Source organism: Ktedonobacter racemifer DSM 44963 (assembly GCF_000178855.1).
GTDB lineage: Bacteria > Chloroflexota > Ktedonobacteria > Ktedonobacterales > Ktedonobacteraceae > Ktedonobacter > Ktedonobacter racemifer.
The window spans coordinates 2,045,773-2,071,462 of record NZ_ADVG01000001.1 but is presented as its reverse complement, the minus strand read 5'-3'; the positions used below and the strand labels follow the sequence as shown (position 1 = coordinate 2,071,462).

Genomic DNA, 25,690 nt, shown 5'->3' with positions numbered 1-25,690 from the left:
CTGAGCCGCAGCTGGGAAGAATGAAAGAGGAGATGCCATATGGCCGTGGCAAGAGGGCAGCACCTCATTGGCAAAAAGCTTGGTTCATACAGGCTGGAGCAGGTACTGGGCTATGGGGGGTCGAGCGCGGTATTTCTCGCGCAACAGCTTGAGCCAGAGCGCAAGGTAGCAGTGAAAGTTTTCCTGCCGCGTCAGACGATGGATCGGCAGATGTTGCGCGAATATTACGACCGCTTTCTCCACGAAGCTGAGGCCGCCAGCGCACTCGATCACCCACATATTTTACCCATTTATGCCTATGGCGAGCAGGATGGGCTGCCTTATATCGTGATGCCGTATATTTCAGGAGGCACGCTTGCTCAGCATGTACAGAAGCGAGGTGCGCTTACATTACGCGAGGTGCGGAAGTATCTCTCTCAGATCGCCCAGTCCCTGGATTACGCGCACGCGCAGGGGCTTGTACATTGTGATGTCAAACCCGCGAACATTCTTTTGACAGATGATGGACAGGTGATGCTCTCTGACTTTGGCATTGCGCGCATCCAGGCTGCGCAGGCCCAGAGAGAGGGACACAGTGGGGAGGGGCGTAGCGAGATGCTGATGGGAACACCAGATTATATCTCGCCCGAGCAGGCAATGGGTCTGGCTGTGGATGGACGTTCAGACTTGTATTCTCTCGGTATCACCCTTTTTTATTTGCTCACGGCCCGGTTGCCCTTCAACGCTGACTCAACAATTGCCCTGGCGCTGCTGCATGTGCATGAAAAGCCTCTGTTGCCGGGAGCGGTGCGCAAGGATATTCCACCCTCAGTTGATCGTGTGCTGGCCAGGGCGTTGGCCAAGGTGCCGGAGGATCGCTATCAAAGTGCTACGGCGTTCAGCGAGGCGTTTGCAGACGCCCTGGCCCGGCAAGCACAGCCCAGGCGTTTACCTTTCTCCAGCTCTCCATCGGCGTCTGGGAGCGAAGGAAGCCCCCACAGGGTAAAAGTCGCGAACCATAGCAGCTTGATGCCCTCACTTCCTGGGCGTAGGCGTGCTCGTGCCTCCCGGCGCAAACTCTGGTTGGGAGGAGTCGCGCTCCTGCTCTTCATGATGAGCGCCATGGTGGCCTTAACGGGGGTACTCTCCGTACGCTGGATGGGTGGACATCTCGTGGCTCCGCCTATTGCTGCCAAAGGGGAGGTCCGAACGCCAGTGGTCTCCAGCCCAGACCTCTTCTCTGAGCACTCGGCATGGCCTTTGAGCCAATCGTTTTTCTTTGACAAGACGAGTGCGCGCTATCATGTAGTGAATACTTTACCGCAACAGATTCCCTTGATCTCACTGTATCAGCAGCAAGAGTTTAGCGATTTTCGCCTGGACATCGTGACTCAGGAGGTACGTACCCCTTCGTCCGCTGATGGCGGCGACTTTTATGGTCTTGTCCTGCGTGCCGACCCGGACCAGGCGCGTTATTATCTCTTTGAGGTTCTTACCTCGGATAATGGACAGTACATCTTCTTGCGTTACGATAGCACCGCCAGCCATCAGTGGACGACACTGGATTCAGGTCCGGCCCCCATGCTCAACATTGGAGTGGGAAAGCAGAACAAGCTCCATGTTGAGGCCTCTGGTTCGACCTTTCGTTTTATGATTAATGGCCAGAATGTAGGATCGGCGGTAACCGATAGTTTGCCAGGGGCTGCCCTGCTGACCAATGGTCAGATTGGCTTGTATGTGGAGGAGAAGGATACCGAGGTTGCCTTCTCGCAGTTACATGTCCTTTCACTGAAGAAGCAAAAGCCGCTGAACTAAGAATAATTGGGAATGGGATATGCCCTGGCAGCCTGCGGCTGCCAGGGCATATCCCATTCCCAATTATTCTTAGCCAAATACGAAAGAGGGGCGCGTGGGGAAGAGTACGCCAAGCAGCGCCTCGGCTTCATCGGCAACATTGGTATCTGGAAAGGCATAGCGCAGATCTTCTAACTTGCGATACCCAAAGAGTAGTTGCAGGAAGACCAGGGGGGCAAAGCTAGCGCTTGCGTTCGCTTCATAGGTGGGAACACGCCAGGGCGTGACCTGCTCAAGTTTTCCCGCCTTGAAGGTGAGCTGTACGCCATCGCGGTAGAAATTCAGTTTGAGGTCACCGCTATATCCCGCGAGAGCCGAGGCGGCAAGGCGACGCTCTAGAACTGGAGCCAGGCGGTAGAGAAAGGCTGGAAGATCATGTACCCGTACATACCAGGCGTATGGTTTGTTTATAACGGGTACCAGTTGTTTGCTGATTACGGTATAAAGTGGATGCGAGCCTCCCAGGCTGAGCGAGAGCTTTTGTAGTGGTCCAACGTTTGTCTGTGTCACAATGGCCTGTTCGCCCAGGGCTTTGAGTGCGTGCAAGAGCGAGGGCATGACTTGCTGTGCGTTAACACCTGGCGCGATATCCATGGCCCACACGGTGAACCTGGGTCCCCCACGACGTGCCATGGCGAAGACGTAGCCGAGGCGCTCCCCGGCTGGATCAAGAATAAGCTGCAAATCATTATGCACATTGAGTGGAACCTGGTGCCAGGCGTCAATGTGGTATTGCCAGAAGGCATCGGGAAGACTGTTCCAGACGATGCTATCGGCCTGGCGACGAGTATAGCAGTGCTGGATGAAGTCAATGTCTGCACGTGTAGCGCTCCGAAGCTGGCAAGTCTCTTGCCCGCCTGCTTTGAGTTGTGGCAGGAGCGCCAGGTTGATGGTACAACTTCCACCCAGGTCGAGCGCATACTCATAGCCGAATTGGCGGTAGAAATAGGGGATACCGGTAATGGCCTGTACGGGATGCCCCTCGGACTCGCTGCGTGCGTGCAGGAGCGCGAAGAGTTCGCGAATCAAGCCACGATTGCGATACTGGGGGTCGGACGCCACAATCTCAGGACGTCCCACCGGGAAGCGCAGGCCTTCGTATTCCCACTCATGCCGCCAGAGACACGCGCAGGCGACGACAGGATTCCCCTCTTTGTGGGTATCTTCAACGAGTCCAAAGTCATAGGAACTCATAAGAGGGTGATCGCCCTGCATGAGAGCGCGTGCGTACGCGCCCATATCTTCGTTTGGAGGCTCCTCGGCTTTGTCGCGGAAGACATGCGCTGCCAGTTGCGTGAGGCGCTCTGTATCGGCTGGCGTCGACCAGCGTAGCACCAGCCCATCCCCGAGCTCCTTGCGGTACGAGCTTGACGCGGCCGTTTGCGAATGCATGGTAAAATATCCCTTTTTAAAGTAACTATAAGCATGGAGGAGAGCCTCTGTCAAGGAGAATAGTGTGTAGCGTGAGGTGCGACTATGATCGCACCTCACGCTACACACTATTCTCCCGAGCGCCGCAGGCGTGAAGGCACTCAGAGAAAGGGATTGCATTTGACATCGCTTGCACAACCCTCTATACTGAAACAGACTAAAAATAGAACTTAGCCGCCTATGTTGGCTTTGGCTTGCATAGTAGGCCAAGAGGAGGATAGCTGGACATGGCTTATGTGATTACTCAGCCCTGCATTGGTGTCAGGGATGCATCCTGCGTCGATGTTTGTCCCGTTGACTGCATTCATCCCTCTTCTAACGAGCCTGGATATGAAGAAGCGGAGCAGCTCTTCATCAATCCTGATGAGTGCATCGATTGCGGCGCGTGTGAACCCGCTTGCCCGGTGACAGCCATCTTTGAAGAGTCGGCTGTTCCTGACGAGTGGAAGAGCTACATTAAGATCAACGCTGAGTTCTTCAATCGAGGTTAATACCCGCGCTGAAGCGGGATGGCATCACCATATCTTCGATTTGCGTATCTATGGGGCAAGCAACGTTTCGATAGACAGAGGAGCGAGCTTGCTCCCATTGTTGTCCGATATCTTTTTCATCTCTACGTGCTGTGATATAATACAGGTGCTACATTCTTTCAGTGTACACACTTATCTTCTGTATGGAGCGTACCCCAATGCCAATAACTCGACGTAGACGTGCTAATCCACCTGAACAGCCCGAGAATACTAACCAGAATCCCGCTGAGCAAGCAGAGAATGCTGCTGAGGCTGTGGAGACGCCCGCCACCGAGCAAACAAGTGAGAAGAAGTCAGCTCCCGCCGAGAATGGAACGGGTGGGGCAAGTGGTGAGGTCAATTACCCTCCTTACCAGCAGGCAGCGCCCAACCAGTCTACGGGCGTTGTGCCGCCTTTCAGCGGTGAGCATCGCTCCGAGTTTAGAGGGGATCGGCCAGAGTATCTGCCTGCAATGGAGTCTACGCCTCCTCCGGTTACGCGCCGCCCTACTTTCCGTCGCCCTCCTTTATCGTCCGCCAATGCGCTCAATGGCACGACCCAGCCGGTGATTCCTCAGACTCCGCCGCCTGCACCAGTGGTGACCCCACCCGCATTGCCGACGCCAACTCACGAGATCAATTTGCCGCTGGGGAACCTGCTACACCTGGCATATAACCCTAGCTATACTGGCTCAGACGAGGCGCGTAAGACGCTATTACAGAAACTGACGCAAGAGAGCAAAGCTGGTGGGCGCGCGCGCTGCTGGAGCTGTGGCTCTCTGGCGATTGTCTATGATAACTGGAATACGCGCAGTAAGAACTTTGGCGAGGTCGGTGTCGCGTTCTGCGAAATATGTGGTGTGTGGAGTGTAATGTAGCGGCTCGTTTTCTAGTGGTTGAAGTGAATGGTGGCGAATGTATGGGTGCCTTTCTACGTCTTCCTGGGCATGTTCCCCGACAAGATCGCGTATCCAGTTGAGGGATAGGGGCACAAGATGTGCCCCTATAGCATTCTTATGCATCATGGATAACTGTCATATGTATTGTCGTCTACCGTAGCCGTGTCGCGCAATATCATACTGGTATCGTACTGCTCTTTTTGCTTGCTTAGGACGATATGAGGGAGTGCCATATGACCATGGACCAGGATGTCCCGGTAACGTTTCTCTGTCCCCGTTGTAAAAGCCCGATGTATAAGCCAAATGGGAGCGTTTTATATTGGCATGCCGATACCAAGCATCCAGCTTGCAGTATCACAAATATACCCGACGCTGCGCCAGATGGACAGCCCGTACGTGAGCTAGAGGCACAGGGCACGAGCGGCAACGCCTTCCTGCCTCCGCAGGCATTGCGCTAGTTTTCTGGATGCCTATGTGGGTTCTCTTGCTGTACGCGCTCTGTTAGCCTGGTCTGTGGGCCGGTTTGGAGGGAAAGAGAAGCAACTTCGAGCCGTCTATGTACGTATATGCTAGTGAGTAGACGTGTAAAGGCGCGCAATAGAGATGTGTGCCCTGCCCCTGTATGCTGGCAAAGAGTACGTGCCGTATGCTCTAATAGAAGAGAGCGTGTGCTTTTGCTAGATTTGTCTGCGAGGTAGACTTATGTACAATCCAAGAAACAATAATCCGTACGGCAATCCCTTCGGGGGTGGCAACCGCCGTAGGAGCCGCTTTGATTCGCCTTATCAGTATCAAACGCTGCCCTATGGGTATAGCAATACATCGGCCCAGTCCAGCAGCCTGATGGCCAAAGTGCTCAATATGCTGGGTCTCTCGTTCCTGGTGGCCTCGATTGGCGCCTTTTTCGGCATTTCCATTAGTCTGTCAAGTGGAACGTCAATTCTGTTTGCCCTGCTGGGCCTGGTGGTGCTTATCGCGCTCCAGTTTCTTATTCAGCGACCCGGTATCAATCTCTTCCTGCTCTACAGCTTCACCTTCCTGGAGGGCCTGTCGCTGGCGCCCTTGCTGGGCTATTACCTGTATCACGCATCGGGTATTCTCTTTGAGGCTTTTGCCATCACAGCAGTAGCCTCGCTTGGACTGGGCATCTATGCCTGGACGACGAAGCGCGATTTCTCGCGCCTGGGAGACTATCTCTTCTGGGGCTTAATCCTGCTGATTGTCGCCAGCCTGATCGGCTTCTTCTTCCATTCGCCACTTTTCTATACCGTGATCGCCTTTGTGGGCGTGGCCATCTTCTCGGGCTTTGTGCTGTTCTATATTCAGCGCGCCAAGTATATGGCCGATACCACGCCAAACGCGATTGGCCTGACAATCTCCATCTTCTTGACGGTTCTAAATCTCTTCCTGTACATTCTGGAGATCCTCTCAATCTTCCAGCGTGGGAATAACCGGTAAGGGGCAGAAAAAAACAGGGGCGACGCATGTTGCGTCGCCCCTGTTTTTTTCTGCCCCTTACGCCCTGTGCCTATTTTTGGCGGGACGCTCCGAGGCGAGCGTAGCGAGACGAGGCAAGAGCGAGAAGAGGACTGGAAGGCCCTGACCTAGAGGCGATAGGGTTTCACTTTTTCCTGCTGAACACGTATACTGGTGGTAGGTTGTCGCGAGACGCGCAAGCTCATGGGAAAAACCTGGAATAGAATGAGGAAAGGTTTTGTTTTCCTGAGTAGCAGTCAAGAGTTACTGGTAGAAATGCCGCTTCGGCCATAAAAAACTGAGGCAAGGCGGAGAAGCCAGGGGTAGCCTTACAATATCACAATTTTGTGATGTTGTCGCAGTAGATGCGCGATTGTATCCGGTAAAAACTGATGGTAGCCAGCGTTTTTCTTGCGCCTGGCCCGCAAAAAATAAAGTGAAGAGAGAAAGGAGCGTGGCGTTTTCCCCTTCTAATTGGAAAGAGCGTTGGAAATGAGGGTTGACGTCGCAAAAAGAGAGTATGAGCACACATAGCAATCTCATTTATGTTGGCGACCAGGATTTTGAGGAGAAGGTGTTGAAGTCTTCAACACCTGTTATCGTGGACTTCTGGGCAGCCTGGTGTGGCCCCTGTCGCATGATCGCACCCCATTACGAGCGCCTGAGCGATGAGTACCAGGGGAAACTGGTATTCGCGAAGATGGATGTGGATGAGAACGGCAACGTGCCGCGCCAGTTTGGTGTGCAGGCGATCCCCACCCTGCTGGTCTTCAAAGGTGGTGAGATCATTGGCCGCATGGTCGGTGCTGCGCAGCCCGCGAAATTGAAGGCCGACATCGACCGCATCCTGGCGGAAAGTGGTGCTGCTACCGCATAAACCTATACCATAAATCTGGCCCCTTCGGGGGCCAGATTGCATTTTTGCCCGTATTACCACTCGACGCTTTCCTTTTTTTGTGATATTATTCTTCCCATACACATACAATACATATCTCATTTTTAACTGTTGTATGGACATAAGGGGAACCGTATATGCCAATTTTGGAACGATCAAATCCACTGCCACTGTATTATCAGCTAAAGGAAGTGCTTAAGCAGCAGATTCAGGCAGGCCATCTCGCGCCGCATACGGCGATACCATCGGAGCCAGAGCTGGTGGCGCAATATCATGTAAGCCGTGCGACCGTACGCCAGGCATTGACCGAACTGGTACATGAAGGGTTGTTGTATCGACAGCATGGGCGGGGCACATTTGTCTGTGAGCCACGCGTACAGCAGCGCGTCGCCAGTGAGTTGACTAGCTTCTCTGAGGAACTGCGCCGCCGTGGTCTGAAGCCTGGAGGCTTGCTTTTCGTCAGCGAACTGGTACGTGGCTCACAACAGGTGCGCGAGCAACTGCGCCTGAGTGATGAGGAGCAGGTGGTGCGCCTGGAGCGCCTGCGCACGGCCAATGATGAGCCAGTAGCGTATGAAGTGAACTATCTGCCCTATCCTCGTTCATCCAACCTCTACCAGCGTGCGAAAGAGGCGGGAGATGGTTCTCTCTATCACTTGATGTCAACCGAAGGACTTGTCCCCTACATGGTTGAACACGCCTTTAAAGGTGATCTGCCTTCGAAGCGTGAGGCTGAATTGCTGCGTATTAAAGAGAGTGAGTGTGGTATGCGCTCAGCCTGCACGACCTTTGATGAGACGGGAGCGCCCATTGCTTTTACCGAGGCGTTTTATCCCAGCGACCGTTTCGAATATCGTTTGACTTTGCGCGTTACCAAGTAAACCCATTATTGCTGGGCATGGACCATACCTTGTATCCCGATTGGCACGGCTGTTACAGTATGTTGAGGTGGGTGCGCCTACTTATAACAGAAGTAGAGCATGTGTGATCTGGTAGCGTTGTTGTGGCATGATGTATGTGGACTTTTTTGTCTGCAGTGCAATAATGAGAAGTAAAAGAGAGAATGATGGATAACGAGCAAGATACACAAAACTCCGGGTCGGGCAATAATACCTTTCCGCTGCACTTTGTCAGCCGCGAGGAGATGCGCGAGCCTGATCCGGCGGATGGGCAGGCCTGGACTGACCGCGGCAATAACGCCGCGGCCAACGAAGACTATGAGACCGCTGCGGAATGCTTTGAGCGTGCCGTGGCGGCTGATCCTGAGGATGCGCGTGCGCGTTACAATCTCGCCCTGGCGCAGCAGTACCTCGGCGATACAGAGTTGGCAATTGCCGGATATCGTCGGGCTATTGATCTCGATCCAAACCTGATCGATTCCTATATCAATCTGGGCAACCTTTATGGCGAGATTGGCATGTATGAGGAGTCGTTGGAGACGTTCCAGCAGGGCCTGGAACTGGATCCCCAGAGCGACGAACTCTATTTGAGCGTAGGTGATACCTACAGGTTGCAAAACCTCTATCGTGATGCTATTCAGGCCTATCGGCAGGCCCTGATGCTCAATCCAGATAATACGCTGGCGGCTGACAATCTGCGTGACGTGCGCGAGCGCGTGAACGACCAGTACCGGCGTATGATGGAGCAGGAGCGCCGCATCGATGAGGATCCCGCCGATCCCACGCGCTATGCGGAACTGGCAAGCATTCAGCTTGATATGCATCGCTATGACGAGGCACTTTCGCTGGCCAATCAGATGATCGCGCTTGACCCCCAGGGGCGTGCTGGCTACGATATGCTCGCGGCAGTGTACGAGCAGATGGGTGATGCCGAGCAGGCGGCAGAGATCTATCAGCGTATCGCGAACCAGTACCCAGAGGATCCCGACGCATGGGAGAAACTGGGTTTCTGGCGCTCCTTACAAGACCGCACAAATGAGGCTATCGTCGCGTATGAGCGCGCAGTTGAACTAGATGCGCAGCGCACAACGGCACGCTTCAGCCTGGCGGAGGCTTACCTGGAGGCGGATCGCTATGCCGACGCGCTCCCCATCTACCAGAACATGGTGGATACAGGCAAGGGTCTGTTGCAGGATGACGATCTCGCAGCCGCCTTCGCGGGCCTGGCGGAGGCCTACAACTCGCTGGGGCGCCATGATGAGGCGATGCGTGTGTCTCATCAGTTGCTGGAGCGCTTTGAGGACGACCCGGAAGGGTACTATCAGCTCGCTGTGGCCTATGATGGTTTGAATCGCCCCAATGATGCGATTGAAAATTATCTCAACGCCATTGATGCCGATCCTTTGAATGCCGATTACTATAACGACCTGGCAGACACCCTGCTGACGGAGAAGCGCTACGACGAGGCCCTGGAGTATGTGCAGCAAGCCATCGCCATGGATCCCTCGCTCACAGTAGCCTATGAGACGCTGGCCCAGGTCTACGACGCACTTGGACGCGGCGACGAGGCTGAGGAGGCCCGCATCCAGGCCCGGGAACTACGTTCCGCGACCGGGGCCTAGCGGTTCCAAACCATAAAAGAAATGAAGCGTCCTGAAATCCTACGGCTTCCAGGACGCTTCATTTCTTTTAGCCAGGCGCGAGGTTAGAGATTATAGGCTATAGATTATAGGCTAGCCTCGATTGCGGTGCTGAACTCCTCGAGTGTCTCCAGGCGATACTGGAGATGCTCGTAGACCAGCTCTCGTGTTTGAGGCGAGGTCGTGCGAAGCAGCTCTTCGCGCAGATTAGTGAGCAACTCCAGGCGAAAGGCTAGCGTGCGTGGGATAAGCTGCTGCGCCGCGAGGCTGCTGAGTAGATTATGGAAATCATCAGGTTTGGGCCGCCCCATTGCGGTCACGAAGACGCTACAGATGTAGAGGTAATTCTCGATTGCCTGCTGGAGGTAGCGCTCGGCCAGTCCATAGAGGCGATGATCGTTTAAGAATGTCTCGCGTGGTTCGGCCTGCAAGTTGCGTAGAATGCGGATAGCCTCCCTAAGTTTTGCGAGTGGTGGACGGATAAGTTCAGGATCGACAGGCTGGCGTGCGGGGCCACGTAAGCGACGGCTAAGCGCTTGATTCTGCATCTCGTCAAATTTCTTAAAGTCGAGGTAGGCCATGACGGCGCGCGACTCGAAGAGGATTCGCTGGCGCTCATCGCGGCTGAAGAGAATCTGACCATGTTTGATGATCTGAGACTTTAAGAGGAGAGAAGCCTTGTTGAGAATGACGACATCTATACTCTCGGACTCCAGGCGCTTGGCCAGCTCGCTGAAGAAGTAGAGCTGGTAGTCGAGAAACTGATCGGCTTTGACCTGGTCCATGAGCAGAATGGCGATATCAACATCACTGAGCTGACCAAAGGAGGCACGATTGGAGAGCGAACCCGTCAGGTAGGCGGCATTAACGGGATTCTGCGCAAAGAGCTGAGTCAATTGAGTCTGTTTTTCGAATAAGTTCATCAACGATCTCCAAGTTTCATCCGGGGACCTGTCTCAGGTCGTTGGCGAACACGGCAAGGAGGCTTTTTTAATGAAATCCTTGAACTCTCTGAACTCTTCATTGTTAATTGTAAGGGAGTGTTTCTTTACTTAAAATATACCATAAAAAAGGCGCTTTGGGGGATATATGCCAGGAAGAAACACTCTGGATGAAGGAAGATCGATGGGGCGATGTGGAGAGGAATGGGTAGAAGGTTGGGGCTAACCTTCTACCCATTCCTCTCCAGTGGTGGCGACCTCTTTTTTCCAGATAGGGACGCTGGCTTTGAGCGTATCGATGATATAGCGGCAGGCATCGAAGGCTTCGGCGCGGTGAGGGCTGGCGACAACGATAATCACGCTGGCCTCTCCGATTTCCAGGCGTCCAAAGCGATGTGCAACGGCGACACGCTCGACTCCCCAGCGCTGTTCTGCCTCCGCAATAATTTCCTGAATGCGTTGGCGTGCCATCTCTTCATAGGCCTCATATTCCAGGTGGCGTACCTGTTTCCCGCGCGCATGGTCGCGTACAACCCCTTCGAAGACGACGATGCCGCCTGCGCTGGGATGGCTGACCGCGGCGACAAGCGCGTCACGCTCAAGGGGCGCATGGGTTAGTTGGATAATAGGCTCCATACATCTCTCCTGATATTTCTGATGGATTGCTTACGACGCGCCATTGTCTTGTGGCTCGCTCCCGCCACCCATAGGCGGAATAAAGACCAGCTCGTCGTTCTCATGCAATGCTGTCTCTGGCGGGACATAGGCGCGATTGAGCGCGCAGAGGCAGCGCTCCAGGATGTCCTGTAAACGCGGATAGCGCGTCACCAGGTCTTTTTTGATCTCAGCGATGCTCGTTCCATCGGCTATATCCAGTAGCTCGTCGCTCTGGCCTGTAACCTCGCGTAAGGAGGCAAAATAGCGAATGCGAATTTTCATGGCTCTCAGTATAGCACAAAAGAAGGGTAAGGTGTGTGCGTGGAAAACGGCCCGCAGGGCCGTTTTCCACGCACACACCTTACCCTTCGGATCGCTGCGCGAGCCGAGACAAACGCCAGAGGAGATGAAGGATGACTTTCTGCTAGAAGTGGTGATGTTTGTTCTGCTATGAGACGTAGTATATATAAATTGAAAGAACCAGCCTGATAGAATAGTAGCAATCTACAAGCAACAATTGTTTTTAGTAGGAAATGTTTGGCTATTTCCCTCAATTTCTCTTGCCAGAACGTAGAAAATCTGGTAAATATAGTGGATGGCAGCAAATAGAAATATTTGAGAAATTGTAGGCCATCGCCCGACACCTCTGTCAAAGTACTTTCCTCCGCGAAAAGGAGTACAACATGGTTCAATTTCTTGTGAAGCGGCTCATTGGGTTTCTCTTCGTCGTTCTCTGCGTCTCGTTTATTACCTTCATTCTAGGTTATCTTGCTCCTGGCGACCCCATCCGGGCGCTGTTGGGTCAGCACCAGGATCCCGTTCTTTATGCGGCCTTAAAACATCAGTATGGCCTGGATCAGCCATGGTACCAGCAATATTGGCGCTTTTTAACTGGCGCCGTTCACCTGGACTTTGGGTATTCTTTCCATACCCAGGGACGCCCCGTCTCTGAACTGATTCTTCAGGGTATCCCCTACTCGTCTGAATTGGGCTTCTGGGGGACTGTACTTACCCTGGTGCTTGGTATTCCGGTTGGTATCGTCAGCGCCCTGAAGGCCAATAAATGGGTTGATACCCTGTTAATGAGTATCGCCCTGGTATGTTGGGCATTGCCGACATTTATTGTTGCCATTTTCGCCCAGGTAGGCATTGTCTGGTTCGACAAATGGACCGGTGCCCAGTGGCCGGTGGCAAACTGGGGCCAACTCTGGCAGTACGGGCCTGATGATATCAAGTATAAGCTTTTCCCCATTCTCATTTTTGCGCTTGTCGGTTTTGCGTTCTACGCACGTTATTCACGTACAACGCTCCTGGAGACCCTGCGCCAGGATTATGTGCGTACCGCTCGTGCGAAGGGCCTGGCTGAGCGTGTCGTCGTTTATCGCCATGCCTTCCGCAATGCCCTGATCCCGCTGGTGACCTCGATTGGCCTGGCATTTGGCCTGGTTATTGCTGGCGCGTTCTTTATTGAGCAGATCTTCAATATCCCTGGTGTCGCCTCAACTGGCTTGCAGGCCATTAACGACCGTGATTATCCAGTCATTCAAGCTTCAGTGTTGCTGGTTGCGGCCTGTGTCGTTCTGGGCAACCTCATCTCTGACTTGCTCTACACCGTCGTTGATCCACGCATTAAACTCGATTAGTGAAGGATCAGACGCGTACCTGAAATGTCAGATACAGAAAGAGGCCCTCGCTCCCTGACGCATATGAAGGGAGCGAGGGCCTCTTTCTGTATCTGATGTGGCGTATAAAGCGCCTAGCGTGCGTTTCTGAGGGCCAGTTCTGTCAGGGTGCGGACACCGAAGCCTGTGCCGCCTTTCTCCATGTTTTTGGCGTTCTCAGAGAAGGCCGTGCCTGCAATATCCAGGTGCGCCCACTTCGCGCCGTTGCCCACAAAATGTTCGAGGATCTTGGCCGCCGTCACAGAGGAGGCGCCGCGACCACCCGTCTGTTTGACGTCAGCGATATCGCTCTTGACCAGTTCGCCATATTCCTCGTCGAGGGGCATGGCCCAGTATTTCTCACCCACGGCCTGGCCTGCCGCAATGATCTCCTGCTGTAGACCCTCATCATTGCTGAAGAGGCCCGACATGACGTTACCGAGCGCAACGACGATACCACCTGTGAGCGTTGCCAGGTCGATGATTGGTGAATGACCCTCCTGTGAAGCATAGGAGAGCGCATCGGCCAGAATGAGGCGCCCCTCGGCATCGGTATTGAGAATCTCAATAGTTTTGCCGTTCATGAGACGTAATACGTCGCCTGGACGGAAGGCGCTTCCACTGGGCATATTTTCGCAGGTGGGCACGAAGGCCGTGACATTGGTTTTCGGCTTGAGCGCGGCGATGGCCTGCATGGCACCGATAACGGCGGCGGCGCCACCCATGTCGCTCTTCATCGTCTCCATGCTGCCAGCGGGCTTAAGGGAGAGGCCACCACTATCGAAGGTGATACCCTTGCCGACGAGGGCCAGACCTTTCTCCTGGCTCTCAGGGGCGCCACGGTAGCGCAGAATGATGAAGTGTGGTGGTTCGACACTGCCCTGGGTGACTCCAAGGATGCCGCCCATGCCTAGAGATTCAATCTTCGCCTGGTCGAAGACCTCGCACTCCAGACCGTATTGTTGCGCCATGGCGCTGGCCCGGTTGGCAAGCTCGGTGGGGGTCAGGACGCGTGGAGGCTCGTTGACGAGATCGCGGGCAAAGTTAGTGGCTTCCGCGAAGATCTTGCCCTTCTGCACACCCTCTTCGACGGCGGTTTTATTACTCTCGGACGTTTGTAGCTGAACGTCTTTGAGCTTGCGCTCCCCGTTCTGATTCTGCTGGTACTTGCGGAACGCGTAGGCACCGAGGAAAATGCCCTCCGTCAGAGCCTGCGCGGTCTCAGCGACAGCGGAACTCTCTGCCAGGGCCAGGGTCGCGCTGCGGGCATTGGTGCTATGTAGGTGACGGATAATGCTGGCGCCAATTTTGCGTAGCGCCTGTGGCTCGACCTTCTCTACTGCGCCAAGACCAACAACCAGGATGCGCTTAGCTGCCAGCTTCCCCAGCGTGTGGATGGAGAGCAGTTCACCTGTGTTGCCCTTGAACTCTTCGTTTGTGCCACACTCGCTAATGACGCCGCCCAGAGCCTGATCAATGGCCTGTCCGGCGGAGGAGAGCTGGATGCCCTTTGCCTCACCAGCGGCACGCGTGGCCGTGATGACGAGGACATCGCTTGAGATTTCGTTTACGGATTGGGTTGTTACACGAAGATCCATACAAACACCTTCTAGAAACCTTCTCGTCGCTTGACACGGGTTCTGGCACCTGGTTCGTGAGACGGGAAGATTGCCTTCTCTGCTATCGCTACTGTTCAAGGCTGAACCGGGCGATAGAGGACAAATAAACACCGCGGCTAAGATTGTCGCGTATGTATGGGATGGGTACACTCTGTATGATATTGCAGTTTACCTGCTTTCCGCAAGGTCAAAGCGCTTATTTTTATTATTTATACGGGGAACGGCGAGAAAACCACGAGGTCTTCAGCCTCGTGGATGAACGCCGCTCCTTCCTCCTATCCCTGGCTTTCAATGTACTGGCGAATAGTCTCCTGCTTGCATTCCCGATGGTGCAGCAGAAGTACCCATCACTCCAGAATGTCCTCTCTTTCCAAAATTGCCCTTTTAACGCATTGCGCATGCCTTTGCCAACGTTGCATGGTCGAGATGTGTTTCCGTCTGCCGACGATGGCCAGCGGTGCGCATCCGAGGTTCGCTTTTCACCAAACAGTGAATATGATCTTGATCCACTTCAAGTGCCTCAAAAGAAACCTCTGAGCGAGCTGCAATTTCCTCAAATACCTGTTTTTCCTCATTTCCAGAGAAGAGAAGCAGCTTTTTCCGGTATTTGCACACGAACATCAGATGAGAGAGCATGAGGAACCTGGCATGATGCTTTGACAGGTCATCCATGAGGATCGCGCACTCACTCTCTTCATCTTCTCAAACTTGGGAATGGGTTTCAAATCGACCTTTTTCCCGTCTATCATCATCAAAATAGCATAACCAGTAGACATACGGCCTTTGATAAAGTATTCCTGACCTCGATAACGCACTTTGTCGCATTTGCGCGCATCCCTGGATTTTTCCTGTCGGGATCCGTTGCTCGCTTCGCTTTCCTTTGGTTTGCTGATACTCTCCATCTGGAATGCATTTCTTGACAAACACCGTTTGTATCTGGAAAACAGGCCGATTTCCGCGTGTCGCAATCATGGCCGCGTCAAAACAATGTTCTTTGGGCAAACCCGCAAGCAATCGATGTTCTTTCGTCACGAAGCCCCAGGTTTCTTCCGCCTCAACCAGTTTCAACAATTGCACGCGGATGCTATTCATCTGGGTCGCGTGCAGCAAATCCCCTTTTTTCTTTCCGGTGCGCTTGAGGGTAATAGTCCCAGCGTGAAGGGCATCATGACAGGTCTTGCAGAGCGTCAAGAGCTTGCTTTCCTCATCGCTTCCGTGTTGGCTACGAAAGATGATGTGATGCACCTCGAGCCGTTGATCCTTGGATTTCCCCTGGCAGTGTTGACAGGTGTAGCCATCCCGTGTGAGCACATAGGCTTTGGTATTGGCAAAGCCGTAATTGATACCCTTCTGATAGAGCCACTTCTTTCGCACTACCTCCGGGTTTTTGAGCGCATGCGGGTCAAAGGTAGCTGTTTCCAGCACAATGGACGAGATCGGCAAGAAGGAGTGCGCAAAGTGGATTTCTCGCAGATGGGCGTCGATCTTGCTTCTCATGGTCGGGGAGAAGCGTCCAGTCTTGATGGAATTCCTTCGATGTAACCAGCGCGCAGGCCGATAGCGTGTCTTTCGGTTGCGGCGATCTCGACGATGGGTGGCTCGTTCTTTCATCGTCGTGGCAATATCATTGCGCACTTCCACTTCAGAAAGATACAAGATGCTGCCCTGTTCATCCGCGACAGCCGAACCAATCACCGCACTCCCGGTATCCACTCCCAAGGTCAAGGGTTGGGTGTAGGTACGCTCTGGCTGTGCGGACGACTTTGGCCTTTCCCTCTTTGAGCAACAAACGGGCAATCGCAGCAGAGCAAGGCATAAGCGGCGTCCTATCTGGTGAGAGGACATAGACCATGTTCAGACGATTCCTTTCGGAAAAATGCTCCGGCAAGCGCCGGGTGATGCGTATCCCTGCACTGTGACCATGCAGGGAATCCGACCTCATCTCGACAGTGTTCAAAAGGCTTTTTGCACCTGGATCACCGGGCCTTTCCTCAGCCCTACTTAAACCCAGGCGACAGAGCAGCGGTCTGATGCGTCAACCGCAGGTGTCATGACCTTTCAAACGGTCTCATCATTTCTGATGAGGAGTCTGGTGAACTTGAGCTTGCGAAAAAGCTCCCAAACCGCAGACCCGACGACTTCCGAAGAAGCCGCTGCGTCTTCAGCTCAGTGGTAGTTCACTCTCTCTTCAGGGAAGCAGGCGCCCAACAATTTCAAGCAGCTGGCGTGGCTTGAAAGGCTTGGTCAGGTACTCTGTGCATCCGATTTCGCGGGCAGCCTCCCCCTCGTCATGTAGGGCGTAGGCGGTAACCGCGATAATGGGTATTTGCTGCATGCCGGGCCGAGAGCGTATGAGCTGGGTGGTGCGATAGCCATCCAGTACGGGCATGGAGAGATCAGTCAGGATGAGATCGGCGTGTTCGCGATCAAGAATGGAGAGAGCCTCGCGTCCATTGGAGGCCGAGATACAACGATAGCCACGTGTCGATAACACGCGCTCAATCAAGATGCGGTTCGAGATCTCATTTTCAATAATGAGGATGGTACGTTGTGGCGTGGCTGGTGGTGTACTTTCAAACATCACTATCTACCCCCTTACTAACTTGTAGTCTGCTAACGGTTTGGATCTTGTACTGATTTTATGCCAATGGACGCTGCGCTTCGGGCGTGCGTGTAGACGGGCTAATGGATGCGGCGACGGGCAAGGTAAAGGCAAAGGTTGATCCTCGGCCAGGAATACTCTCGACGGCTATTTCTCCGCCCTGTAACTCGATCAGTTTTCGCGCAATAGTCAGGCCCAGGCCAGTACCGCCAAAGCGGCGCGTTGTACTTCCATCGGCCTGGCGAAACGCTTCAAAGATATATCCCAGGGCGGCAGGCGAGATGCCAATACCAGTGTCATGTACTGAGATCAGGACCTGGGCGCGTTCGGGCATATGCTGGCAGTGGATTGTCACGCCTCCTTTTTCGGTAAACTTTAAGGCATTTGAAACCAGGTTGAGTACGATCTGGCGCAGGCGATGGCTGTCCGCAAGCACTTTGGGAACCTGGGGGTCGCACTCCAGGTTGAGATACAGGTCTTTATTGAGCGCCATGGGCTTGAGTTGATTGACGACTTCGCTCAGGCTAACGCTCAGCTCAAGGGCCTCCGGTTTCATCTCGATGCGGTCGGCCTCAATTTTTGAGAGGTCAAGCATATCGTCGACCAGGTGTGAGAGGTCTTCGGCGCGCCGGACCATAAATTGAATGTGTTCTTCCTGTTCTGAGCTTAGCTCACCCTCGACATAGCCCTCCAGCAGTAGGGCGCCATAGCTAATAATACTATGCAGGGGCGTGCGTAACTCATGTGTCACATTGGCCAGAAATTGTGACTTTAAGTGATTAGCCTGTTCCAGGGCTGCGTTTTTCTCCTTGAGTTCGGAGAAGAGCAGCGTATTCTGGATAGCCATTGAAGCCTGAATAGAGGCTGAGCTGAGCAGGAAGGTTTCATGGTTACGAATAGGTCGTGGCTCCTGCGCATAGAGCATTATTGCGCCAATTGCCTGATCCTGGAGCAAGAGCGGGACCGCGATCACAGAATGGTACCCCATCTCAAGTGCCAGCTCGGCCCAATGCTCCTGGCTCTCCTGATAGACGAGCGTAACATCCTCGCCATAGGTGATTTTCTGACTCTGGATAACCAGGTGTGCCAGGAGCATATCCAGCTCGCGCAGGGCTGAGCCTGGAATGGGAGTCTGGTTTGCCTCTATTCCCCCTGATGAGGGGAACGGAGACGCGAAAGCGCTATTTGTGTTGGTCTCTGGCATGTTATATGCTACGCTACCACGCGCGGGCAAGGCGGCCATCTTTGTCGTGACGGCAAGCGTAATATCGCGATTCGGGTCGGCGTAGACGCTAATATTTTTGGCCTGGGCAAAGCGTATGCCATTGAATGGAGTCATGCCTGCGCTAGCTTGCGCCCGTGCATCGTTCTCTGTTGTTGGACGCTCCCAGTGGGCAACAGCCCAGGGCACAGGCATCTCACGGCCATAGAGCAGCAACGCGATATGGGTAGACTGCATAATGGTTCCCAGGCGTGAGACAATCTCACCAAGGAGCGGCTCAAGATGCAGTGTCGAAATAAAAGCATCATTCATGAGCAGGAGGTGGTTCATTTGCTCGACGATGGCTTGGTTTTCATGTGCTAGCGACTGGGTAAATTGGCTGAAGGCATGTTCTGCTTCGAATGCACCATGTGGACTTGAGGCCGGAGCTGATGTTGATCGTTGTTCATTTATTAACTTTGTCTTGAATAATCTTGATAGAAAACGCATGCGACCCCTTCTAACACCGCGAAAAGCAAGGAGAGGACGGGGTGCCAGCTCGTCCTCCCCTTACCACGTGTACGCAAATCTGCACACACGAAGCTCCAGGAAGGTGCGCGTGCAGACCCCATGGGGAAAAGGTCTCACGGAAAAGTAGATGTACGCTACAAGCTGCTCGTCGAGGTGGATCTGCTTGCTCACGCACACCCCGCTCTCCATCCCAGGCCTATGTATTATAACGTATAAGAACGCAAATAGTTATCACTTTTAAGGTCAAATTTCTGTTTCTACAGAAATTTGTTGAAAATAGTAATTAAAGAGGGTGAAAAACGTAAAAAAACAGAAAAATATCTTTTACAGGTTTGCACGTTTCAAGATAACGTCAGCCTTTCCCTTCAGGAACCTTGTTTGCCAAATGCAGGAAGGAAAAAAACAAAGAGAATGTAGGGTCCCGGACGTCGAAAACAAGCCATTTAAATGAAGTGGCTCAGTACGGGCGTCCATAGATAAATGCCAATGAGAAGGCCTGCGAGAAAGGAGAGAAAGAGTGCCCCAAGAAACAGCAGCAAGGTGAGTGGATGGCCTTGTTGGGTCCCAGGTTTCGAGGAAGCCTGTGGTTGTAAGTGGGAAGGCGTGATGGGTTGCAGAGGGCGGATGACTGGTGGGAGCGCGACTTTATCGGTATTGACCTCGCGCTCATCGTTGGCTCGTCGTGTTGTGACAGGGGGGAAATGGTCGCGCCCTCCCTGTAAGGCGACGAGGTGTGGACGCCCTGCCCTGGCGAAGCGAGGGAGAGACGTTGCGGTGGTATTCTGTGTATGTGAAGATGCGTATGCGCCACTGGACACCTGGCGGGAGGGCGAGGTGAAGATGTGTGCATAGAGTGAGGCATCTGGTGCGACGCGCGGGATGCGGGCAAGTAGAGTATCAAAATAGCGAAAATCCGCAAGTGCCTCACTACAGGAGCGGCAATATTGAAGGTGGCTGGTTATCTGTTGATAGATATCGGTTGCGAGCTGTGCGTCAAGGTAGGGGCTGAGAAGTTCCTTGACCTGCTCGCATTTCATTTTGCCGCTCCTCCCTGTTCCAAGGACCGATAATGCTCTCGAAAGGACTGACGCGCGCGCGATAGGTACATTTTTACGCCGCTCTCAGCGATGTTGAGGGTGTGTGCGATCTCGCTATAGGAGAACCCCTCCTGTGTATAGAGGATGAGGGCCGCCCTATATTGTTGAGGCATACGGCGAAGCGCGGCACGTACCAACTCAGTGGTGCCATAAATTTCCTGTGGATCCGCGCTCTCAACATCGGCTGGTTCATGATCGAGATCTTGCCAGGGTAACCAGGCAATCAACTTGCGGCGACGGAGCGCATCATAAGCGGTATTCGTCGCGATACGATAGAGCCAGGCCGACAATTTGAGATTAGAATCCATTTTAGGAAGGGCGCGAAAGGCCTTCAAGAACGTGTCTTGCGTTAGATCGTCGGCCTGTTCGCGGTCACCCACTAAATGATAGACATAGTTATAAATAGCTGTCTTATATTCGTCGTAGATTTGCTCAAAGGACCAAGTACATTCCTTTGTTTCCACCCGGGCCATGCGTTGTTATCCCTTCGATGGCTACAAATTATCACCTTGTCCGTTCCAAGCAAGAGATAAGCATCCATAAATGGGCAACATAACACGACCAGGCGCGTACACCTGTCGGGATGGCTTCATCCTTCTGTCTAGTGGAACGGACAACTACTGCAATCAGTAACATGTTTAAAGTCGTCTTAAGAGACTTGCAGTTATGCTATGTTTCGTCTATCATGGTAGCATACTTTAGGGTATTTCCTGCTATTTTTGCATGATGGTGTAGTACTATTGGGCGGACAATGCTTACTTGCTTTCCCCTCTCGTTACATTAAGGGAGCTTCTAGGCTTTTGCCAAACAGGCTTTTGCCAACACTGAGGCTGGGGGATGTGTTTAGAGGGCGTGTGTTCCCTCTTTTCGATACCCGGCAACGCTCCCTGGTGTCTAGTGTCCAGCTAATATCTTGAAGGAGGCTTGTGCCCTCATTATGAAGAGTCAAATCCAGTGCCAACAGGTACGGACGGTCTGGTGGGAGGAGGATGAGCAGGGAGTTGCTGTCTGCCTGGTGGATCAGAGTCGCTTACCGTTGCAGGTGAACGTACTGCGTTTGCGCCATGAGCATGAGGTGGCCGAGGCGATTGTATCCTTAAAGGTGCGGGGCGCGCCTGCGATTGGAGTGACGGCGGCTTTAGGGATGGCGCTGGCGGCTCAACGCCTGTGGCGGGAGCAGGGTGAGCGCATGCTCTTACATGAGGCCTATGCCGCACTGGGCGAGGCCAAGCGACTCCTGGGGACAACGCGCCCGACCGCTGTCAATCTCTTTTGGGCGCTGGAACGCATGCAGGATTGCGCTCGGCGTGCTTCTGATGAGCTACAGGTCAAGACCCTGCGGCAATTAGCTCAACTGTTGCAGCTAGAGGCGCTCCAAATTGCGGCTGAGGATGCGGCTTCTTGCAAGCGTATGGGCGAGCTGGGTGCGCAATTTATTCAGGATGGGGATACGCTGCTAACACATTGCAATGCAGGCGCCCTGGCAACCAGTGGTATGGGATCGGGGCTTGCGCCTATCTATATTGCGCAGCAACAAGGCAAGCATGTGCATGTGTTTGTGGATGAAACCCGGCCCGTGTTGCAGGGGGCACGTCTGACGGCCTGGGAATTGCAGCAAGCGGGGGTTCCTTTAACGTTGATTACTGACAATATGGCGGGCCATTTTATGCGGCATGGGGGGATCAAGGCGGTCTTTGTCGGGGCTGATCGTATCGCCGCGAACGGGGATGTGGCAAATAAAATAGGCACATATAGCGTGGCTGTCCTGGCTCATGCCCACCACATCCCGTTCTACGTCGTCGCGCCCTTCTCGACGGTTGATTTGACGCTTGCATCCGGTGAGCTGATCCCGATTGAGCAGCGGAACGCGGAAGAGGTTACGAGCATACGCGGTGAGCGGGTGGCGCCCTGGGACGTCACGGTTGCTAATCCCGCGTTTGATGTTACTCCTCATGAATATATAACGGCACTCATTACTGATTGCGGTGTGGCGCGCGCTCCCTTTACAACTTCACTGGGGGAAATGATGTCCAGCAAATCCGAGTAAGAACCGGGTGGCGCATGCGCTCTTTTCCGCGAACATGAGCAATGATACTGCTGCATGCCAGCAGGTACAGCGTATCTTCCCACCTGGGAAGCATAGATCAGAGCACAATCAAAGGCGATACGTAATTTGACTATAGGGAGGTTCTGCAGATGGAAACCGATATTGTACATACGACCGCACAGTATGTGGAAGAGGTGTTGGGGAGCGAGGGATTGCGCTATGCCAGCGCGGTAGTCGCTAATTGTAAAATGCTCGCCCTCCAGTTGGAGGCACAAGAAGATGCGGCGCCTATCGATATGGAGGCGCTGGTTGTATCGGCATATTTGCATGACATCTCTAACGTTGCGCATGGCTTTGTGGATCACCATCGCAAGTCAGCAGATATGGCTCTCTCTTTCTTGCAGCGCGAACAGGCTCCTGATGCCCTGGCGCAAAAGGTGGAACAGATCATTCTAACGCACACTTTGCAGACGAGCGATACCCAGCCGTACGTTCCTGTGGAGGCTCGTCTTCTCTATGATGCCGACAAATTGGGGCGCTTGAGTGGGTTAGCTGTTGTAACCTCGCTAATTGAGTTTGGCGCGCGCTATCCCAATCGCGCGGTGAATGGCGATGTCCTGGCTGCGGTCTTGCGGCATGTTGAAGAGCGCTTTATTGAACTCTACCAGTCCTTGCAGACTGACCCAGCCCGTGACATGGCGCAGGAGAAGTTTCACCGCACACTGGCCTTTCTCGATGGTGTGATTGAGCACTTGAGTGATGCTACGCCTGTATAGAAAAACGTGGTACAATCCCCTCTGATGAAGAAAACTCTTTTGGAGGCTGTAAGTAGTGTCGATTCTTGTTGTGGGTTCTGTGGCCTTAGATGCTATTGAGACCCCTTTTCAGAAGGCCGATCGCGTCCTGGGTGGCGCGGCTTCCTTTTTCGCGACGGCGGCATCGCTCTATGACGAAGTCAACATGGTCGCTATCGTTGGCAGTGATTTTCCCCGCGAGCATTTAGAATTCTGGCAACGCCATCATATCGATCTCAGTGGCTTGCAGATACAGGAGGGCAAGACGTTTTCCTGGGGTGGGCGCTATCACCTGGATATGAACCATCGCGATACACTCTACACTGAACTGGGTGTGTACGCGGATTTCCACCCGGTCGTTCCAGAGACCTATCGTCAGAGTCCCCTGCTTTTCCTGGCAAACATCCAGCCCTCCCTGCAATTGGAGGTTTTAGAACAGGCACCCAATGCGCGCCTGACCGTGCTAGATACGATGGAGCTATGGATTACGGCCGCGCGCCAGGAGTTGACCGAGATCATCAAGCGCGTCGATGTCCTGCTTATGAGTGAGGAAGAGGTACGCCAGTATACCGAGCAGGCGAGCATCCTTGCGGGCGCACGCCAGTTGCTGGATATGGGCTTGAAATACCTGGTGGTGAAATTGGGAAGCTATGGCGCGCTCCTCTTTGGCGCGGATGCAACCTACTTCAGCGCTCCAGCCTATCCTCTCGAAGAGGTCATCGATCCAACAGGAGCAGGCGATGCCTTTGCGGGTGGCCTTCTTGGCTATCTCTCTACGGTCGAGCCTGGTTCCAATGGTGCCTATAGCGCGGAAGATATGAAGCGTGCAGTGGTCCATGGCAACATTATTGGCTCCTTTGCGTGCAGTGACTTTAGTATCAATGGTCTGCGCGAATTGTCGATAGCGGATATCAAGCAGCGTTATAACGAGCTTGTGACCTACTCGCATTTTGATCCACACTGGAACGTGCGCTAAGAACCTGTACCTGGCTCTCTGCCAATCGAAGCGATTTGTTGTACAATACTATTCAGTTTTGCTGTTGTTTAAGAAGGGAACATTTATAGAATGGCTATTTCAACGCGTGGTGATGTAAAGGATCTCTCGCTGTCTGCTCGCGGTAAGGACCGCATCGAGTGGGCCGCGGAAGATATGCCGGTACTGCGCCTGATCCGCGAGCGCTTTATCAAAGATCAGCCGCTGAAAGGCGTGCGCATGTCTGGCTGCTTGCATATCACAACTGAGACCGCGAACCTGGCGATTACGCTCAAGGCTGGTGGTGCCGACCTGGTACTGTGCGCCTCCAACCCGCTTTCGACGCAGGATGATGTCGCAGCCGCCCTGGTAAGCGAGTACGGTATTCCCACTTATGCTATCAAGGGCGAGGATGATGAGACCTACTATCGTCATATCAATGCGGCGCTTGATCACAAGCCGAACATGACCATGGATGATGGTTGTGACCTGGTCTCGATCCTGCACACCTCGCGTAGCGAGCTGGTAGAAAATGTGGTCGCGGGCCTGGAAGAGACAACTACGGGTGTCATTCGCCTGAAGAGCATGGAAAAGGCAGAGGTGCTACGCTTCCCCGTGCTGGCCGTCAATGACTCTGATACCAAGCATATGTTCGACAACCGCTATGGTACGGGCCAGAGCACACTAGATGCCATTATTCGCTCGACCAATAGGCTGCTCGCGGGTCGTACCCTGGTCGTCTTTGGTTATGGCTGGTGTGGTCGCGGTGTCGCGTCGCGTGGTCATGGCCTGGGCGCGAACGTGGTCGTCTGCGAAGTCGATCCTACACGCGCGCTTGAGGCTGTTATGGATGGCTACCGCGTCATGCCTGGGGTCGAGGCTGCCGCGATCGGTGACATCCTCGTGACGGTCACCGGCGACATCAACGTGATCGACCAGGATCACCTGGAGCATATGAAGAACGGCGTGTTGATTGCAAACTCCGGCCACTTCAATGATGAGATTAACATCCCCGCGCTAGAGAAGCTGGCGACCAACAAGCGCCGCGTACGTGACTTCGTTGATGAGTACACTTACAGCGATGGCCGCCGCGTTTATCTATTGGCTGAGGGTCGCCTCGTCAACCTCTCCGCCGCCGAGGGTCATCCTGCGAGCGTGATGGATATGAGCTTTGCCAACCAGGCCCTTGGTGCCGAGTATATGCTCAAGCTGGCCAAGGACCTTGAGCCTCGCGTCTACACCATCCCGGCTGATATCGATAAAGAGATCGCCCGGTTGAAGCTCCAGTCGATGGGGATTCGCATCGACACGCTGACCTCTGAGCAAGAGAAGTATCTCAACTCCTGGGAGTCAGGCACCTAATCTCTACAGGTTCTTAAGAATACATTGGATGGGCGTGTGGCGCGGGCAATCTGCTCGCACCACACGCCCATCCTCTACTCTCTCTTAGCCGCGCCTGTAGTGCTTGGGGTAAGGGGGGGTGGGAAATGGGGCCTGCGGCCCCATTTCCCACCCCCCCTTACCCCAGGGCGAGCTTGCGAGCCGAGGCAAGAACTGGAGAGCCCTTTGCTATCTCTTGTGTAGTTGACAATGGATGAATCTTTGACGTAGAATAAAACCAATAAAAAGCGCTCAGGCAGCATTCTGCTGAAGCGCTGTACTTCGAAAATGAAACAAAATACGCATGAGATCGCTCTCATCAAGAGAGGTGGAGGGACACGGCCCGACGAAGCCCGGCAACCCGCTTAACTTGTTTTGTATTCATGAGTAATGAGGCAAGACGAGGGAGAAGGGTGCCAATTCCGGCGGACTTTTTATAGCCGCAAGATGAGGGGAATGAGCATAAATGCCATACCCCTGCTAAGCAAGGGTTTTTTTTATGCCTACAATTCGCTAAGATCTTATTCCGAACCCCAATGCCACTCGCGTGGCTAGCGCTTCACGCTCAGGGTTTTCGGAGAAGAAGTAAGGCAAGAGAAAATATC

23 protein-coding genes, 1 pseudogene and 1 riboswitch are annotated in these 25,690 nt (G+C 53.7%); of the genes and pseudogenes, 13 read left to right on the top strand and 11 right to left on the bottom strand.

Annotation, left to right across the window (positions count from 1 at the left end; all coding sequences use genetic code 11):
* The first annotated feature begins 39 nt into the window (after nucleotides 1–39).
* Nucleotides 40–1,794: a serine/threonine protein kinase gene (locus KRAC_RS61150; RefSeq protein WP_007906267.1), complete on the top strand. Its 1,755-nt coding sequence runs from the start codon at nucleotides 40–42 to the stop codon at nucleotides 1,792–1,794.
* A 69-nt stretch (nucleotides 1,795–1,863) separates the two neighbouring features.
* Here KRAC_RS61150 and KRAC_RS09055 read toward each other — a convergent pair whose 3' ends face one another.
* On the bottom strand, nucleotides 1,864–3,225 hold the full coding sequence (locus KRAC_RS09055) for a GNAT family N-acetyltransferase (RefSeq protein WP_007906265.1): 1,362 nt from the start codon (nucleotides 3,223–3,225) through the stop codon (nucleotides 1,864–1,866).
* 266 nt (nucleotides 3,226–3,491) lie between these two features.
* Between KRAC_RS09055 and KRAC_RS09050 the strand changes: the two genes are divergently transcribed.
* The 7 genes from KRAC_RS09050 to KRAC_RS09020 all read left to right on the top strand — a co-directional run bounded on the left by KRAC_RS09050 (nucleotide 3,492) and on the right by KRAC_RS09020 (nucleotide 9,564).
* Complete coding sequence (locus KRAC_RS09050; protein ID WP_007906263.1) at nucleotides 3,492–3,755, top strand: 4Fe-4S dicluster domain-containing protein; 264 nt, start codon at nucleotides 3,492–3,494, stop codon at nucleotides 3,753–3,755.
* A gap of 197 nt (nucleotides 3,756–3,952) precedes the next feature.
* Entirely contained in the window at nucleotides 3,953–4,651 is a 699-nt protein-coding gene (locus tag KRAC_RS09045) for a hypothetical protein (RefSeq protein WP_007906262.1), read from the top strand.
* Nucleotides 4,652–4,905: 254 nt separating this feature from the next.
* Nucleotides 4,906–5,130: a hypothetical protein gene (locus tag KRAC_RS09040; protein ID WP_007906261.1), complete on the top strand. Its 225-nt coding sequence runs from the start codon at nucleotides 4,906–4,908 to the stop codon at nucleotides 5,128–5,130.
* Between the two features lie 244 nt (nucleotides 5,131–5,374).
* Entirely contained in the window at nucleotides 5,375–6,130 is a 756-nt protein-coding gene (locus KRAC_RS09035) for a Bax inhibitor-1/YccA family protein (RefSeq protein ID WP_007906260.1), read from the top strand.
* Between the two features lie 538 nt (nucleotides 6,131–6,668).
* Nucleotides 6,669–7,025 (top strand): thioredoxin, encoded by a 357-nt coding sequence (trxA, locus tag KRAC_RS09030; protein WP_007906254.1) that lies wholly within the window; start codon nucleotides 6,669–6,671, stop codon nucleotides 7,023–7,025.
* 155 nt (nucleotides 7,026–7,180) lie between these two features.
* Nucleotides 7,181–7,924 carry a GntR family transcriptional regulator gene (locus tag KRAC_RS09025; RefSeq protein WP_007906252.1) on the top strand — a complete coding sequence of 248 codons (744 nt, stop codon included), beginning with the start codon at nucleotides 7,181–7,183 and terminating at the stop codon, nucleotides 7,922–7,924.
* A gap of 182 nt (nucleotides 7,925–8,106) precedes the next feature.
* Nucleotides 8,107–9,564, top strand: a complete 1,458-nt coding sequence (locus KRAC_RS09020) for a tetratricopeptide repeat protein (protein ID WP_083814568.1) — start codon at nucleotides 8,107–8,109, stop codon at nucleotides 9,562–9,564.
* A 104-nt stretch (nucleotides 9,565–9,668) separates the two neighbouring features.
* On the opposite strand, the gene mntA is transcribed toward KRAC_RS09020, so the two are convergent.
* The 3 genes from mntA to KRAC_RS09005 all read right to left on the bottom strand — a co-directional run bounded on the left by mntA (nucleotide 9,669) and on the right by KRAC_RS09005 (nucleotide 11,462).
* Nucleotides 9,669–10,505, bottom strand: a complete 837-nt coding sequence (gene mntA / locus KRAC_RS61145; RefSeq protein WP_007906248.1) for a type VII toxin-antitoxin system MntA family adenylyltransferase antitoxin — start codon at nucleotides 10,503–10,505, stop codon at nucleotides 9,669–9,671.
* Nucleotides 10,506–10,745: 240 nt separating this feature from the next.
* Nucleotides 10,746–11,159 (bottom strand): molybdenum cofactor biosynthesis protein MoaE, encoded by a 414-nt coding sequence (locus KRAC_RS09010; RefSeq protein WP_007906246.1) that lies wholly within the window; start codon nucleotides 11,157–11,159, stop codon nucleotides 10,746–10,748.
* A gap of 30 nt (nucleotides 11,160–11,189) precedes the next feature.
* On the bottom strand, nucleotides 11,190–11,462 hold the full coding sequence (locus KRAC_RS09005) for a MoaD/ThiS family protein (RefSeq protein ID WP_007906244.1): 273 nt from the start codon (nucleotides 11,460–11,462) through the stop codon (nucleotides 11,190–11,192).
* Between the two features lie 401 nt (nucleotides 11,463–11,863).
* Here KRAC_RS09005 and KRAC_RS09000 point away from each other — a divergent pair, with 401 nt between their 5' ends.
* Nucleotides 11,864–12,823, top strand: coding sequence for an ABC transporter permease (locus KRAC_RS09000; protein WP_007906243.1), 960 nt, complete (start codon nucleotides 11,864–11,866; stop codon nucleotides 12,821–12,823).
* A 113-nt stretch (nucleotides 12,824–12,936) separates the two neighbouring features.
* On the opposite strand, the gene KRAC_RS08995 is transcribed toward KRAC_RS09000, so the two are convergent.
* The 7 genes and pseudogenes from KRAC_RS08995 to KRAC_RS08965 all read right to left on the bottom strand — a co-directional run bounded on the left by KRAC_RS08995 (nucleotide 12,937) and on the right by KRAC_RS08965 (nucleotide 20,364).
* Nucleotides 12,937–14,439, bottom strand: coding sequence for a leucyl aminopeptidase (locus KRAC_RS08995; protein ID WP_007906242.1), 1,503 nt, complete (start codon nucleotides 14,437–14,439; stop codon nucleotides 12,937–12,939).
* Nucleotides 14,440–14,844: 405 nt separating this feature from the next.
* Nucleotides 14,845–15,081 carry a transposase gene (locus KRAC_RS79375; RefSeq protein ID WP_420795794.1) on the bottom strand — a complete coding sequence of 79 codons (237 nt, stop codon included), beginning with the start codon at nucleotides 15,079–15,081 and terminating at the stop codon, nucleotides 14,845–14,847.
* A pseudogene (gene iscB / locus KRAC_RS08985) lies at nucleotides 15,081–16,318 on the bottom strand (RNA-guided endonuclease IscB). Before iscB ends, KRAC_RS79375 begins: the two are co-directional and overlap by 1 nt.
* A 330-nt stretch (nucleotides 16,319–16,648) precedes the next feature.
* Entirely contained in the window at nucleotides 16,649–17,041 is a 393-nt protein-coding gene (locus KRAC_RS08980; RefSeq protein WP_007906240.1) for a response regulator, read from the bottom strand.
* Between the two features lie 58 nt (nucleotides 17,042–17,099).
* Nucleotides 17,100–18,773 carry a sensor histidine kinase gene (locus KRAC_RS61135; protein ID WP_007906239.1) on the bottom strand — a complete coding sequence of 558 codons (1,674 nt, stop codon included), beginning with the start codon at nucleotides 18,771–18,773 and terminating at the stop codon, nucleotides 17,100–17,102.
* Nucleotides 18,774–19,237: 464 nt separating this feature from the next.
* Nucleotides 19,238–19,831, bottom strand: coding sequence for an anti-sigma factor family protein (locus tag KRAC_RS08970; RefSeq protein WP_007906237.1), 594 nt, complete (start codon nucleotides 19,829–19,831; stop codon nucleotides 19,238–19,240).
* A complete protein-coding gene (locus KRAC_RS08965; RefSeq protein WP_007906236.1) occupies nucleotides 19,828–20,364 on the bottom strand; it encodes an RNA polymerase sigma factor in 537 nt (178 codons plus the stop codon). Before KRAC_RS08965 ends, KRAC_RS08970 begins: the two co-directional genes overlap by 4 nt.
* A gap of 464 nt (nucleotides 20,365–20,828) precedes the next feature.
* On the opposite strand from KRAC_RS08965, the gene mtnA reads away from it, so the two are divergent.
* From mtnA to ahcY, 4 genes are all read left to right on the top strand, one after another.
* A complete protein-coding gene (gene mtnA / locus KRAC_RS08960) occupies nucleotides 20,829–21,938 on the top strand; it encodes an S-methyl-5-thioribose-1-phosphate isomerase (protein WP_007906235.1) in 1,110 nt (369 codons plus the stop codon).
* A gap of 149 nt (nucleotides 21,939–22,087) precedes the next feature.
* A complete protein-coding gene (locus KRAC_RS08955) occupies nucleotides 22,088–22,714 on the top strand; it encodes an HD domain-containing protein (RefSeq protein ID WP_007906233.1) in 627 nt (208 codons plus the stop codon).
* Between the two features lie 55 nt (nucleotides 22,715–22,769).
* Entirely contained in the window at nucleotides 22,770–23,708 is a 939-nt protein-coding gene (locus KRAC_RS08950) for a PfkB family carbohydrate kinase (RefSeq protein ID WP_007906232.1), read from the top strand.
* Between the two features lie 90 nt (nucleotides 23,709–23,798).
* Nucleotides 23,799–25,067, top strand: a complete 1,269-nt coding sequence (gene ahcY / locus KRAC_RS08945; protein WP_007906230.1) for an adenosylhomocysteinase — start codon at nucleotides 23,799–23,801, stop codon at nucleotides 25,065–25,067.
* A gap of 331 nt (nucleotides 25,068–25,398) precedes the next feature.
* A riboswitch (SAM riboswitch) is annotated at nucleotides 25,399–25,539 on the top strand.
* The last annotated feature ends 151 nt before the right edge of the window (nucleotides 25,540–25,690 follow it).

Coding starts and splice junctions, on each gene's coding strand:
- KRAC_RS09000 (WP_007906243.1), top strand. CDS start 11,864: ATGGTTCAATTTCTTGTGAAGCGGCTCATTGGGTTTCTCTTCGTCGTT.
- KRAC_RS09025 (WP_007906252.1), top strand. CDS start 7,181: ATGCCAATTTTGGAACGATCAAATCCACTGCCACTGTATTATCAGCTA.
- KRAC_RS09020 (WP_083814568.1), top strand. CDS start 8,107: ATGATGGATAACGAGCAAGATACACAAAACTCCGGGTCGGGCAATAAT.
- KRAC_RS09010 (WP_007906246.1), bottom strand. CDS start 11,159: ATGGAGCCTATTATCCAACTAACCCATGCGCCCCTTGAGCGTGACGCG.
- KRAC_RS61135 (WP_007906239.1), bottom strand. CDS start 18,773: ATGCGTTTTCTATCAAGATTATTCAAGACAAAGTTAATAAATGAACAA.
- mtnA (WP_007906235.1), top strand. CDS start 20,829: ATGAAGAGTCAAATCCAGTGCCAACAGGTACGGACGGTCTGGTGGGAG.
- trxA (WP_007906254.1), top strand. CDS start 6,669: ATGAGCACACATAGCAATCTCATTTATGTTGGCGACCAGGATTTTGAG.
- KRAC_RS09005 (WP_007906244.1), bottom strand. CDS start 11,462: ATGAAAATTCGCATTCGCTATTTTGCCTCCTTACGCGAGGTTACAGGC.
- KRAC_RS08965 (WP_007906236.1), bottom strand. CDS start 20,364: ATGGCCCGGGTGGAAACAAAGGAATGTACTTGGTCCTTTGAGCAAATC.
- ahcY (WP_007906230.1), top strand. CDS start 23,799: ATGGCTATTTCAACGCGTGGTGATGTAAAGGATCTCTCGCTGTCTGCT.
- mntA (WP_007906248.1), bottom strand. CDS start 10,505: ATGAACTTATTCGAAAAACAGACTCAATTGACTCAGCTCTTTGCGCAG.
- KRAC_RS61150 (WP_007906267.1), top strand. CDS start 40: ATGGCCGTGGCAAGAGGGCAGCACCTCATTGGCAAAAAGCTTGGTTCA.
- KRAC_RS79375 (WP_420795794.1), bottom strand. CDS start 15,081: ATGTTCGTGTGCAAATACCGGAAAAAGCTGCTTCTCTTCTCTGGAAAT.
- KRAC_RS08955 (WP_007906233.1), top strand. CDS start 22,088: ATGGAAACCGATATTGTACATACGACCGCACAGTATGTGGAAGAGGTG.
- KRAC_RS08970 (WP_007906237.1), bottom strand. CDS start 19,831: ATGAAATGCGAGCAGGTCAAGGAACTTCTCAGCCCCTACCTTGACGCA.
- KRAC_RS08995 (WP_007906242.1), bottom strand. CDS start 14,439: ATGGATCTTCGTGTAACAACCCAATCCGTAAACGAAATCTCAAGCGAT.
- KRAC_RS08980 (WP_007906240.1), bottom strand. CDS start 17,041: ATGTTTGAAAGTACACCACCAGCCACGCCACAACGTACCATCCTCATT.
- KRAC_RS09035 (WP_007906260.1), top strand. CDS start 5,375: ATGTACAATCCAAGAAACAATAATCCGTACGGCAATCCCTTCGGGGGT.
- KRAC_RS09055 (WP_007906265.1), bottom strand. CDS start 3,225: ATGCATTCGCAAACGGCCGCGTCAAGCTCGTACCGCAAGGAGCTCGGG.
- KRAC_RS09050 (WP_007906263.1), top strand. CDS start 3,492: ATGGCTTATGTGATTACTCAGCCCTGCATTGGTGTCAGGGATGCATCC.
- KRAC_RS09040 (WP_007906261.1), top strand. CDS start 4,906: ATGACCATGGACCAGGATGTCCCGGTAACGTTTCTCTGTCCCCGTTGT.
- KRAC_RS09045 (WP_007906262.1), top strand. CDS start 3,953: ATGCCAATAACTCGACGTAGACGTGCTAATCCACCTGAACAGCCCGAG.